This window comes from Halarchaeum nitratireducens, from assembly GCF_017874695.1.
GTDB lineage: Archaea > Halobacteriota > Halobacteria > Halobacteriales > Halobacteriaceae > Halarchaeum > Halarchaeum nitratireducens.
On record NZ_JAGIKY010000005.1, the window covers coordinates 1 to 11,305 of the forward strand.

Annotated in this window: 13 protein-coding genes and 1 pseudogene; 6 read left to right on the forward strand and 8 right to left on the reverse strand. The window is 67.3% G+C overall.

The features are described from left to right. Window positions 1-342 precede the first annotated feature (342 nt). Genes J2754_RS06260 through J2754_RS06270 form a run of 3 tightly spaced genes read right to left on the reverse strand, consistent with a single transcriptional unit; the run spans window position 343 to window position 1,884 of the window. Entirely contained in the window at window positions 343-1,041 is a 699-nt protein-coding gene (locus tag J2754_RS06260; RefSeq protein WP_188879153.1) for a DUF2270 domain-containing protein, read from the reverse strand. Window positions 1,042-1,054: 13 nt separating this feature from the next. Continuing rightward, window positions 1,055-1,639, reverse strand: a complete 585-nt coding sequence (locus J2754_RS06265; protein WP_211086958.1) for a DsrE/DsrF/DrsH-like family protein — start codon at window positions 1,637-1,639, stop codon at window positions 1,055-1,057. Further along, a complete protein-coding gene (locus tag J2754_RS06270) occupies window positions 1,636-1,884 on the reverse strand; it encodes a sulfurtransferase TusA family protein (RefSeq protein ID WP_188879156.1) in 249 nt (82 codons plus the stop codon). Before J2754_RS06270 ends, J2754_RS06265 begins: the two co-directional genes overlap by 4 nt. A 203-nt stretch (window positions 1,885-2,087) precedes the next feature. Here J2754_RS06270 and J2754_RS06275 point away from each other — a divergent pair, with 203 nt between their 5' ends. From J2754_RS06275 to J2754_RS06290, 4 genes are all read left to right on the forward strand, one after another. Next, window positions 2,088-3,359, forward strand: a complete 1,272-nt coding sequence (locus J2754_RS06275; RefSeq protein ID WP_188879157.1) for an MBL fold metallo-hydrolase — start codon at window positions 2,088-2,090, stop codon at window positions 3,357-3,359. Window positions 3,360-3,426: 67 nt separating this feature from the next. Continuing rightward, window positions 3,427-3,918: a YeeE/YedE family protein gene (locus J2754_RS06280; protein ID WP_211087020.1), complete on the forward strand. Its 492-nt coding sequence runs from the start codon at window positions 3,427-3,429 to the stop codon at window positions 3,916-3,918. Beyond that, window positions 3,918-4,379, forward strand: coding sequence for a DUF6691 family protein (locus tag J2754_RS06285; RefSeq protein WP_211086959.1), 462 nt, complete (start codon window positions 3,918-3,920; stop codon window positions 4,377-4,379). The genes J2754_RS06280 and J2754_RS06285 overlap by 1 nt, the downstream gene beginning before the upstream one ends. Window positions 4,380-4,460: 81 nt before the next feature. Next, complete coding sequence (locus J2754_RS06290; protein WP_188879159.1) at window positions 4,461-4,862, forward strand: helix-turn-helix domain-containing protein; 402 nt, start codon at window positions 4,461-4,463, stop codon at window positions 4,860-4,862. A 23-nt stretch (window positions 4,863-4,885) separates the two neighbouring features. Here J2754_RS06290 and J2754_RS16695 read toward each other — a convergent pair. After that, a pseudogene (locus tag J2754_RS16695) lies at window positions 4,886-5,280 on the reverse strand (DUF302 domain-containing protein). 254 nt (window positions 5,281-5,534) lie between these two features. On the opposite strand from J2754_RS16695, the gene J2754_RS06300 reads away from it, so the two are divergent. Then, the gene (locus tag J2754_RS06300; protein WP_188879321.1) at window positions 5,535-7,727 is read left to right on the forward strand and encodes an acetate--CoA ligase family protein; all 2,193 of its coding nucleotides are present in this window, start codon (window positions 5,535-5,537) and stop codon (window positions 7,725-7,727) included. Here the strand turns inward: J2754_RS06300 and J2754_RS06305 are convergent. Both J2754_RS06305 and J2754_RS06310 read right to left on the reverse strand, forming a co-directional pair. Then, window positions 7,673-7,876: a helix-turn-helix transcriptional regulator gene (locus J2754_RS06305; protein ID WP_188879160.1), complete on the reverse strand. Its 204-nt coding sequence runs from the start codon at window positions 7,874-7,876 to the stop codon at window positions 7,673-7,675. The genes J2754_RS06300 and J2754_RS06305 overlap by 55 nt on opposite strands. A gap of 5 nt (window positions 7,877-7,881) precedes the next feature. After that, a complete protein-coding gene (locus J2754_RS06310; RefSeq protein ID WP_188879161.1) occupies window positions 7,882-8,301 on the reverse strand; it encodes a DUF2178 domain-containing protein in 420 nt (139 codons plus the stop codon). 565 nt (window positions 8,302-8,866) lie between these two features. Between J2754_RS06310 and J2754_RS06315 the strand changes: the two genes are divergently transcribed. Then, window positions 8,867-9,064 (forward strand): hypothetical protein, encoded by a 198-nt coding sequence (locus J2754_RS06315; protein ID WP_188879162.1) that lies wholly within the window; start codon window positions 8,867-8,869, stop codon window positions 9,062-9,064. 108 nt (window positions 9,065-9,172) lie between these two features. Here the strand turns inward: J2754_RS06315 and J2754_RS06320 are convergent, their stop codons facing one another. After that, entirely contained in the window at window positions 9,173-10,228 is a 1,056-nt protein-coding gene (locus J2754_RS06320) for a methionine synthase (protein WP_211086960.1), read from the reverse strand. Beyond that, window positions 10,225-11,208 (reverse strand): 5-methyltetrahydropteroyltriglutamate--homocysteine methyltransferase, encoded by a 984-nt coding sequence (locus J2754_RS06325; protein ID WP_211086961.1) that lies wholly within the window; start codon window positions 11,206-11,208, stop codon window positions 10,225-10,227. The genes J2754_RS06320 and J2754_RS06325 overlap by 4 nt, the downstream gene beginning before the upstream one ends. Window positions 11,209-11,305: the final 97 nt, after the last annotated feature.

Here is an 11,305-nt window from a genome sequence, read left to right on the forward strand (position 1 = left end):
ATCGGTAAGGATCCAAATCAGGACTGGTCGGTGAGAAGAACCACGAAGTGATGTTAATTCGATCTGAAACTGGGCTATCCTCCGAAACTGTGAACCTCCAAACTACACGAATATGTATAGCTATCAGTGATTTACTAGCAACACGATTGAACCGTATTAGCGTTTGTCCAAAACGTGTGGATGATCGTACTGTGGCATCCACACCCCCGTCGGAACTTTCGGACGGACGGTGGTATCGACTCGGTTAGTGAGTCGACGTACGAGACGCTGATGCCTTTCTTTGTCCGGGATGTTGTGTGGACACGTGATCGACGTCGTCGTCGGGCGGTCGCCGAATGGTCGCTACTCCCCTTTTCGGAGGCGTTCGTCTAAGAGCTCGCCGCGTGCGTGCCACGTCCGGGGACGGTAGGCGACGACGAGCGCGGCGGCGAAGAACGCCGCGACGAGGCCGACGACGACGGGGCCGGGGACCATCCCGACGGCCGCCGTCCGGAGCCAGTACTCGGGTGAAAAGGCGGTGATCCGGACGAACCACGCGACGTGTAGGACCGCGAGGAGCGGGAGGTAGATGCGCCGGAGTCGATGTGCGAGGGCCTCTTCGGTGGTGATCTTGAGCACGGGCTTTCGGTAGTCGGTACCGAGCTTCTCGCGCCACGCGGGGTCGCTGACGTCCCGCGTGGGGTCGAGGCCGACGGACCAGACGTTCTCTTGGAGGACGCGGACGCGCGAGCGCCAGATGTCGTAGCCGCGATAGCGTCGCGCCTCGATACCGAGGAAGACGCCGAGCGTCGCGATACCGACGAGGACGATGTAGTGGGGGTTGCTCGGACTGGAGAACGCCCACGTGAGGATGGCGGCCATGACGACGACCGCCCAATCCGTGGTCTTATCGAGGCGTTCGCGCCAGTACGTCATCCGGTGGACTTCGCCGCGGTAGAGGTGCGCGAGCGCGCCGCTCGGCCCCATGTCTTCGTCGAGGAGGCCCTTCCCGACGTCGCGGAACGCCTCGTCCGTCGGATCGTCCGGGTGCTCGTCGGTCATCGGTGGCTCCGGTTCACACGAGGAGTTGGATGTCGGCCTCGGCCATGTCCTGGATGGCGGTGGCGGCGCCGACGCCGGTCGTGACACCGTCGTAGAAGTCGGCCTCGTCGTACCCCATGAGGTCGATCGCCATCTGACAGGCCTGGAACTCGACGCCCATGTCGAGGCCGGTGCCGAGGAGTTCCTCGACAGTCGCGGTGTCGTTGTCCGCGATGCGTTTCTCCATCATGCGCGTCGTGAGGCGGTCCATTCCGGGGAGCGCGCCGAGCAGGTTCGGGAGGGGCATGTTCGGGTTACCGACGGCGCTCAGCTTCAGGTCCTTCGAGCGCTCCTCGTGGAGGATGTCGAGCCCCCAGAAGGTGTGAAAGACGGTCACCTCGTAGCCGAACGCCGCGGCCGTCGAGGCGAGGATGAGCGGCGGGTAGGCCATGTCGAGCGTGCCCTTCGTGGCGATGATCGACATCTTCGGCGGCCCGTCGTCCTCGTCCGTCGCGGCGTCGAGCTCCGCGACGTGGGCTTCGAGCTCCGCGACCCGTGCCTCCAGTTCCGCGCGACTCGGCGCCGCGCCGTCGTCCGCGGATGGGGTATCGGTGCTCATTCGGTCTTACGGACGTAGTGCGTGTAGCGCCCGTCGGCCTCGTCTGCATCCTGATCGAGGAGCTCGACGCCGTCGGTGGTCTCGGCCCAACCGCCGAGGTCGCTCACGCTCCCCGGGTCCGTCGCGAGCACTTCGAGGACCGCGCCCGCATCCAGCTCGTCGACGGCCTGCTTCGTCTTCACGACCGGCATCGGGCAGTTCTGTCCCGTCACGTCGAGCGTCTCGGTGATCTCGTAGTCTTCCATGGTATTGACCTCACAACCCAATACCGTATCAGATATGAAAAGCGTATCGGTAGGCGTGGACGAACGGGGCAATACCGATGGCGGTATATCCACACTTACTACCGCGTTCGAACCTCAATAGGGGAAAGTGAGATTCAGTATTGTGTATATAGTGTATTTCTATGCAAAGCCTTATTTTCGACTGGACGGTAGTGCGGGGTGTGATGAGCGACGACGCGACCGCGGCGACGGACGACACGGTCGGGACGGTCACGGCCGAGCGGCTGAAAGAACGCGTAGACGCCGGGGAGGCGGTCTTCCTCCTCGACGTCCGGAGTGAGGACGACTACGCGGAGTGGCACATCGACGGCGCGACCGTCGAGAGCGTCAACTACCCGTACTTCGAGCTCCTCGACGGCGTTCCCGACGACCTCCGCGACGCCCTCCCGGACGGTCGGCGAGTCACGGTCGTCTGCGCGAAGGGCGGCTCCAGCGAGATGGTCGCCGAGACGCTCGCCAACGAGGGGTACGACGTCGACCACCTCGAACGCGGGATGAAGGGGTGGGCGCGCCTCTACGAGTACGACGAGCTCGACGTCCGCGCGACGATCCCCGAGAGTCGCGGAACGGCGAGCGGCCACCGCGGAGCCGCGAGCGACGTCACGATCGCGCAGTACCGGCGCCCCTCCTCGGGCTGTCTCGCGTACCTCGTCGTCTCGGACGGCGAAGCCGCTGTGATCGACCCGCTGCGCGCGTTCGCCGAGGCGTACGTCCAAGACGCCCGCGCGCTCGGTGCCGACCTCGTCTACGCGATAGACACGCACGTCCACGCCGACCACGTCTCCGGGATCCGCACGCTCGCCAACCGCGGAACCGCGGGCGGTGCCGACGGGACCCGGAACGGCGCGACGCCCGTCCTCCCCGCGGCCGCCGCCGCGCGCGGCGTCGACTACGATGTCGACTACGAGACGGTCGCGGACGGCGACACCCTGACGGTCGGTGACGTCGAGATCGAGGCGATCCACACGCCCGGCCACACGACCGGCATGACGACCTATCGCGTCGGGCGTGTGCTCTTCACCGGCGACGGCCTCTTCACGGAGAGCGTCGCGCGTCCGGACCTCGAAGACCCCGAGGCCGCCCGGAACGCCGCGCGCACCCTCCACGCGAGCCTCCGCGCCCTGATCGAGCGCTTCGGCGACGACGTGAACGTGATCGTCGCGCCCGCGCACTACTCGGACGCCGCGACGCCGAACGCCGACGGCACCTACACCGCCGCCCTCGGCGATCTCGTCGCGTCGATGGACGCGCTCTCCATGGACGAGGACGCGTTCGTCGACTACGTCGTGCGCGACATGCCGCCTCGTCCGGCGAACCACGAGTCGATCATCGCGACGAACCTCGGCCGCGAGTCCCACGACGACGAGTCGGCGTTCGAACTCGAACTCGGGCCGAACAACTGCGCCGCGAGCGAGGACGCGATGACGGGTGAGTGACGTGTCGGCGCTCGCATCGCCCCTCGGCGTCTTCGAGCCGATCTCTCGACTCGTAGCGGCGTCGCCCGTGTTCCCGTCGGTCCTCGGTGCTTTCGAGTCGACGCCGTTCCCCGACGGCGTCACGCACTACGCCGTCGGCGGCACGCTCGTCGGCTTGGGCGTGGCGATCGTCTATCTCGCCACCGCCATCACCGCCGGGAACTCGACGTTCTTGGAGACGACGCTCTCCTACGTCTCCGACCTCCCGCGGTTCAACCAGGCGAAGTACGTCGCGTCGCGTGACTGGCGCGTCGTCCTCGCGCTCAGCACGGTCGCGGGGGCGGGGCTCTACACGTTCCTCCTTGGGAGCGCGTGGACGACCGACGTCCAGTGGTGGCGTCTCGCTATCGGCGGCTTCCTCGTCGGCGTCGGTACGCGCGTCGGCAAGGGCTGTACGATGGGCCACGGCGTCTGTGGGCTCGGCTCCGGCTCGCGCGTCTCGATGGTGAACGTCGCCGTCTTCGTCGGCGTCGCCATCGTCACCGCGCTCGCCGTCGCCGCCGCGGGGGTGAGTCCGTGATGGCGGATCGCCACCCCCTCTTCTACCCCGTGATCGTCCTCGGTGGCCTCGTCGAGGGGTTCGGCCTCGCGTACAGCCAGATGGCGAAGCCCGAGGTCGTCCTCGGCTTCCTCCAACTCGACGACTTCGGTCTCCTGCTCGTGATGGTCGCCGCCGCCGTCGTCATCGGCGCCGCGATCTTCGCGGGCGTCGCATTCCTCGGCGAGGCGCCCCTCACGGGGACGCCCTACCGTCGTCGCCTGACGTCCATGGATCGGAACGTCCTCGTCGGCGGCGCGATCTTCGGCGTCGGCTGGGGGGTCTCCGGCATCTGTCCCGGCGCGGGCTACGCGAGCGTCGGCATCGGGAACTATCCGATCCTCGTCGCCATCGCCGCGATGTTCCTCGGCGCGTACGCCCAGGGGTACTGGCGCGCGCGCACCGCGGACGACGCCGCCGGCGCGCCGGACGCGGTGGAGTGACCCTCGACGCCGCGATCCCGGCGGTTCAATATTGCATCCTCCACGCAAATACTTTTGAGCGTACGGCGCGTATCGGACACGATGCCTGATTCGATGAGCGAGATGCTCCAACAGGACATGGAGTGCGAGGGCCTCTTGGAGTGTTTCCACGGGCTGAAAGCGCTCGACGAGGACATCTTCCGCGTGCTGTGTGAGCGCGAGGAACCGCTCACGGTCGACGAGATCGCCGACGCGGTCGACCGGGAGCGCTCGACCGCCTACCGGTCGGTGCAGCGCCTCCTCCAAGCGGGGTTCATTCAGAAGGAGCAGGTGAATTACGAGCAGGGCGGCTACTACCACGTCTATCGGCCGCGTGACGGCGAGGCAATCGCCCAGGAGCTCCAGCGGACGCTCAACGACTGGTACGCGAAGATGGGCCAGCTCATCGGCGAGTTCGAGCGAAAGTACGGCGACGAACCGGAGCCCGCGGCCGCCGAGAGCTGACGGCCCGGTCGGCTAGCGCCCACTCACGCCGTCGCCGCGGAGAGCGAGCTGAGGACGCGCTCGAAGCGCTCGCGAACCTCGGTGGCGATCCCGCCGAGTGCCGGATCGTTGACGGGTTCGAGGAGTGCCTCGGGATCGGCGGCGCGCACGGCGACGCTCCCGTCGTCGGCCTCGTAGACGATGTTTCACGGGAGGAGCGAACCGAAGCCGGGCTCTGCCGTCGGCCCTCGTATGCGAGCGGCGGGTCGCAGGCGCCGAGGATACGGTACTTCCGGAAATCGACGTCGAGATTCGCTGCGAACGTCGCTTCCACGTCGGTATCGCAGAGGACACCACCCCCCTCGGCGAGCGCGTCTTCGGTCCGCGCGACGACGTCCTCGAACGATCCGTCGACCTCCGCGTCCAGAGTATAGGACACAACTCACAATACTACTCTGCTCGACTTAATCTTCGTGTCGCGCCGCTGTAGAGCGGCGTCGCGCCCACTTCGAGCCGTCGGTAGTGACCGTTCCCGATCCGACGGCCGCCATGAACAGCCCTGTGTCGTTTTATCGGTGGACCGCGAACGAGGTGACGTGCACTCAGGCGTCTCGGTAGCGTCGGACGAAGGCGAGCGCGACGCGTTCCTCGACGACATCGGTACTGAATCGACGTACAGTGGGGAAAGCAACGGTGCGTGACCTCTCGGGGCTGTTCGAACCGGATCGCGTCGCCGTCGTCGGTGCGACCGAGCGGCCGGGGTCGGTCGGTCGAGCGCTCTTCGAGAACCTCGCGGATTTCGACGGCGACGTCGTGCCCGTCAACCCGAGCCGTGACTCGGTGTTCGGCCACGCGTGTTACGCGTCGATCGGTGACGTCCCACGTCCGGCGACGGTCGATCTCGCGGTCGTCGCGGTCCCGGCCGCGACCGTGGTCGACGCCGTCGGACAGCTCGGCGAGGCGGGCGTCGAAAACGTCGTCGTCGTCACCGCCGGGTTCCGCGAGGCGGGCGAACGCGGCGGCCGCTTGGAGCGCGACCTCCGCGAGACGGCGCTGACCCACGACATCAACCTCGTCGGCCCGAACTGCGTCGGAATCATCAGCACGCCCGCGGGACTGAACGCGACGTTCCTCAGGGGTACGCCGCCGGCGGGATCGATCTCGCTGCTCAGTCAGTCCGGCGCGTTCATCGCCGCCGCCATCGGTTGGGCCGCGCGTAACGACGTCGGGCTGAAGGACGTCGTCTCGCTCGGGAACGAGGCGGTGCTCGACGAGACCGATTTTATCGCGGAGTGGGCCGCGGACCCGGAGACGGACGTCGTCCTCGCGTACCTCGAGGACGTCGACGACGGCCGACGCTTCATCGAGACGGCGCGCTCGGTCTCGGCAGAGACGCCCATCGTCGCGCTCAAGGCCGGTCGAACGGACGCGGGCGGTGCCGCCGCGGCCTCGCACACGGGGGCGATGGCCGGGAGCGACGAGGCGTATCAGGCGGCCTTCGCGCAGTCGGGCGTCGTCCGCGCGATGGACGTCGAGTCCGCCTTCGATTTCGCCCGCGCGCTCACGGGGCTCCCGGTCCCCGACCACGACGATGTCGCCATCGTCACGAACGGCGGTGGGCCGGGCGTCTTAGCGACCGATGCCGTGGGCGACTCTCGGCTCTCACTCGCCGACTTCGACGCGTCGACCCGCGAGGCGCTGGCGGACGTCCTCCCTACGCCGATCGCGGCGGCGAACCCGCTCGACGTCCGTGGCGACGCCGACGTCGATCGGTTCCGCGAGGCGCTCGACGTCGTCGCGGCCGCCGACGAGGTCGGTGGGGTGATCGTCCTCTGCGTTCCGACGGGCCCGCTCGCGTTCGACGATCTCGGTGCGGTCATCGGCGGTGTGCGCTCGCGCGTCGACAAACCCGTCGTCACCGCGCTCATGGGCGGCGCGGAGGTCGCGGCCGCCGAGTCCGTCCTCGGATCCCACGGCGTCCCGAACTACTTCGACCCGGCGCGTGCGGTCGAGAGCCTCGCGGTGCTCGCCGACTACCGGGACGGTGCAGTCCGCGAGCACGCGGCGACGACCGCGTTCGACGTCGATACCGAGCGCGCCGAGCGGATCGTCATACGCGCGCTCGATCGCGGCGTCGATCACCTCGGCGTCGAGGCGATGGAGCTCCTCGACGCGTACGGGATTCCGACGCCAGCGGGCGGTCTCGCGGAGAGCGAGGAGGGCGCCGCTCGGATCGCGGCGTCGATCGAGGGGCCGGTCGTGCTGAAACTCGCCAGTCCCGACGTCGTTCACAAATCCGATGTCGGCGGGGTCGAAGTCGGAGTTCCGACCGAGGACGTCCGCGAGACGTACCGCGCGATCGTCGAGCGTGCGCGCGATCACGACCCGGACGCGACCGTCCTCGGCGTTCGCGTCGAGGCGACGGTCACGCCCGCAGCGGGCGTCGAGACGATCGTCGGAGCGAAACGTGATCCGCAGTTCGGTCACCTCGTGATGTTCGGCCTCGGCGGGATCTTCGTGCAGGTCTTCGAGGACGCCGCCTTCCGCGTCGCGCCCGTGAGCGAGCGCGACGCGCGCGAGATGACGCGCGAGATCCAGGCGGCCCCGATGCTCCGCGGCGCGCGCGGCCGAGAGCCGGCCGACGTCGACGCCGTGGTCGAGACGATCCGGCGCGTCTCACAGCTGGTCTCGGACCTCCCCGCGATCACCGAGCTCGACATCAACCCGCTCGTGGTCTCACCCGAGGGGGTCTGCGCGCTCGACTTCCGCGCGCGCCTCGACGCCGCGGCCCGTCCGGGGGACGACTGCCCGAACTCCGACCCGCCCGAGTACTACTCGGACAGCTCCTCCGGGTCGAACATGTCCTCGATCGCGCAATCGAAATAGGCCGTGAGTTTGAACGCGAGTTCCAGTGAGGGGTCGTAGCGCTCTCGTTCGATAGCGTTGATGGTCTGGCGGGTAACGCCGACGGCTTCGGCGAGATCTCCCTGACTCAACTCCGCCGCTCGTCGTCGTTTCGGGAGGTCGTTCTGCATTCTCGTTACGCGCTCCGCTGGACGATCGCGAAGCAGACGCCGTACAGGAGGAAGAGCGCCGAGAGGACCGCGATCGCCCCACCGATCGCCCCCGATATCTCGACGTAGCCGCCGGCGTCGAGAACGTACAGAGCCGGAATGATGCTGATGCCCAGAATCGTCGCGATGCCCATCGTTAGACCGCTCGCGCGGTTATGGAGGTCGTAGTCGCGTTCGTCTTGTAGTGTCGTGTCGCTCCACCACGGTGCGAGGAAGGCGATACCGGCCCCGAGCCAGGCACCACACAGGTAGACGACCGTTCCGAGGAGTCGTTCGTCGAGTACGATTCCGGCGAGCAATCCGATGACACCGACGGCGATGATTCCGTAGACGAGCCGTCTGTACGTTCGCCGCGTGAGGGCCGGTCCGCTTCGTTTCGATCCCATGGTGGAAAGCTCACTTTACAGTAAAGTTATCTTTACACCACATATTAAATCTTGTCAAATACATCTGATACTTGTCGCACCCCCTTCCGATGGTGACGTCCTTTCACTCTCGATCCCCTCTCTCGGGAGATCCTGATCAAATCGCTCTCACGGTCGGCCGGCTCGCGTCGGTCACCCTCGCCCTCCGTCTCTCCTTCCTTCTCCCGATCGCCTACGCGCTCCCGTCGGTCACCGGCGCCGCCGGACGGGTCCACGCGAGCGACTATCCGTCCGGGTGGTACGACGCCGCGGCGCTCGTCGAGAGCGGCGGCGAGAGCCGATCACCCCCGTCTGATCGACTGAGACGTCTTCGGTGCCGATCTCGGTCCTCGTCTCCGGTGTCGGCGCAACAAACCACCGTATCTACCTCAGCTACCTCAGCTACCTCAGCTACCGTATCCGATGTGGGTAGCGAAGCCGTCGTACGTCTCGCGGATCGGTTGGTTACGCTCAGCGGACGGTGCGGTCCCGTCGCCGCTACGCCTTTGCGTCGGCGGACCGAACCGTAACGTCTGTTCACGACGCCGTGTTCGGCGTCTTCGGGGCGCTCGAAGTGCTCGTGCCGCGACGCGTGGTCGACTTCTGGTTCGCGCTCGCCACGGCGGAGAGCGAGGACGGCGACGTCGAGCTCGCCGACCGGGTGTACACGGCCGCTCGCATCGAGGAGGTCGTCATCCTCGCGTGGCTGCTCGCTCGCCGCCGCAATCGAGCGGCCGCCGAATGAATCGTCGCGCGTCGTCGTGTTCCGACGGGTCACGGGCCGGGGAGTCTGCGATGGTTCGATCCGGGTGACGTCCGCTTCCGGCCGAGCGTGCGGACGGCCTCCGCTCGACTACGTCGTCCGCCCGCCGGCGTCGATTGCGCCGCTGTCGAGGTCGTTCTCGACGTTCCGTGCCGCACGAACCATGTTCTCTATCTTGCTTCGGGCGACCTCGCGTGGGAGGAGCTTGACGCCGCAGTCGGGACTGACGGTGAGATTCTCGGGGGGGACGACTCGCAGGCCCTCGCGGATGTTCGCCTCGATCTCGGTGACGGACTCGACGTCGGTCGTGTGGACGTCGACGACGCCGAGACCGAGGTCGGGTTCGAAGTCGTCGCCGGTGAAGACGTCGAGTTGGTCGTAGTCGCCGTTGGCGAGTTCGACGTCGAACTCGTCGATGGGGTAGTCGTTGAGCTCGGGGTAGATCCGCGAGTAGTCGCCGTAGCAGACGTGGAGGCCGATCCGGACGCCGTCGGGGAGTCCGGTGACGATCCGTTCGAGACACTCGCCGACGACGGCGTGGTCGTCGGGGGTCGTGGCGAGGGCGGGCTCGTCGATCTGGATGTAGCGCGCACCGGCCGCGACGAGGCCGGCGATCTCCTCGTTGACGAGGTCGGCGAGCTCGTAGGCGAGCGTCTCATCGCTCCCGTACGCCTCGTCGAAGCTCCACGACGCGAGGGTGTAGGGGCCGGTGATCGGGACTTTGACCGGGCGCTCGGCGACGTCGGCGGTGAACTCGTACTCCTCGCGGAGCCACGGTTCGTCGTACGTGACCTCGGAGACGACGCTGGGCTTGTCGAAGTAGTTGTGCCCCCATACCTTCACGGGACCGTTGAACTCGTAGCCGCCGATGCGTCGAGCGAAGAACTCGACCATCTCCTCGCGGCGCATCTCGCCGTCGCAGACGACGTCGAGGCCGGCGCGCTCGTGTTCGCCCGTGATGAGCCGGCTCGCGTCGTCGACGGCTTCGTCCCACGCCTCGTCGTCGAACGCGGACGAGTCGTCGTCGCGCAGGTCGCGCGCGCGATTCAGCCACGTGGGCTTCGGGTAGGAGCCGACGACCGTGGTGAGGAGGAAGTGATCGTTCGGGTGGTCGGCGGGCCGGAACCGCTCGCGGTCGCCCGTCATCGCGCACCCTCCGTGGCCGCGGCGAGCGCGTCGAGCTTCGCCTCGAACTTGCCGACGGGTAAATGGAACAGCCCCGTGTTCGGAGTTAGGTACGCGGCGTCGACGTCCGTCGTCGCGCACTTCGCGAAGCGGTCGGCTCGATCGTTGATCGTCTGCCGCGACTCGACGCGCGTGTTCTGCCCGTCGACGACGCCGAGGAGTACTCGCGGTGGCGTGCCGTACTCTGCGGCGAGGGTCGTCGCGGCCTCCGGGTCGGTGACGAGGTCGTAGCCGAGTCCGTCCGTGTCGGTGTCGAGGAGGCGACGGTAGAGGCCGTCGTCGGGCGCGCCCCAGTACGTGTGGACGAGCACGTCCGCGTCGGTCGCGGCCGCGACGGTGTCGATCGCGTCACCGATCCGTTCGGACGCCTCTGCGTCCGGCGGCTCCGTTGCAAATCCCGGTTCGAGGAGCGTGAGCGTCTCGACGGCGTCCGGGAAGGCGGCGACTTCGCCCGCGAGAAACTCCGCGACCCCGTCGAGGAACGCCGCGGACGAGCCGTAGTGTTCGTCGCGTGCGAGGCCGGCGAGCGAGTACGGTCCCGGGAGCACCGCCCCGAGGTCGTCACAGCGCTCCGCCGCGGCCGACAACTCCGACGGGACGTCCCCGCTCGGCGTCAGATCGTCGGTCACGATTGGCTCGCGATAGAAGTTATTGTTGTCGTAGTAGCGGACGATTCCGCCGGTTCGGACGTTCTCGTGGACGCAGAGCGGATGAGCGAGGAGGTCGTCCCACCGTCCCTGTCCTTCGACGAGCCGATCGAGGCCTGCCTCGCGCTGTCGGTCGATGTAGTGACGACGAGTCGCTGCGTACGCGTCGCGCGTCGCCCGTGCCTCGTTGCCATCGATGAGATCTGATTTCTGGTGGCCCTTCAGCTCGGCGAGCCGCTCGCGCTGCCCGTCGGGAAGCGGAAAGAGGCCGACCGTCGTCGCAAGTCTGTCCATGTACATCCACCGATGGGACGCCATTTGATAATAATTTCTCCGTTGCCTATGCCTATCAGTTATTTATATCTCGAGCCAGCTAGCCGAGGACGTGAAC

Excerpts from the sequence above, each read along its gene's own strand:
- J2754_RS06260 (WP_188879153.1), bottom strand. The coding sequence starts at position 1,041 with ATGACCGACGAGCACCCGGACGATCCGACGGACGAGGCGTTCCGCGAC.
- J2754_RS06265 (WP_211086958.1), bottom strand. The coding sequence starts at position 1,639 with ATGAGCACCGATACCCCATCCGCGGACGACGGCGCGGCGCCGAGTCGC.
- J2754_RS06270 (WP_188879156.1), bottom strand. The coding sequence starts at position 1,884 with ATGGAAGACTACGAGATCACCGAGACGCTCGACGTGACGGGACAGAAC.
- J2754_RS06275 (WP_188879157.1), top strand. The coding sequence starts at position 2,088 with ATGAGCGACGACGCGACCGCGGCGACGGACGACACGGTCGGGACGGTC.
- J2754_RS06285 (WP_211086959.1), top strand. The coding sequence starts at position 3,918 with ATGGCGGATCGCCACCCCCTCTTCTACCCCGTGATCGTCCTCGGTGGC.
- J2754_RS06290 (WP_188879159.1), top strand. The coding sequence starts at position 4,461 with ATGCCTGATTCGATGAGCGAGATGCTCCAACAGGACATGGAGTGCGAG.
- J2754_RS06305 (WP_188879160.1), bottom strand. The coding sequence starts at position 7,876 with ATGCAGAACGACCTCCCGAAACGACGACGAGCGGCGGAGTTGAGTCAG.
- J2754_RS06310 (WP_188879161.1), bottom strand. The coding sequence starts at position 8,301 with ATGGGATCGAAACGAAGCGGACCGGCCCTCACGCGGCGAACGTACAGA.
- J2754_RS06320 (WP_211086960.1), bottom strand. The coding sequence starts at position 10,228 with ATGACGGGCGACCGCGAGCGGTTCCGGCCCGCCGACCACCCGAACGAT.
- J2754_RS06325 (WP_211086961.1), bottom strand. The coding sequence starts at position 11,208 with ATGGACAGACTTGCGACGACGGTCGGCCTCTTTCCGCTTCCCGACGGG.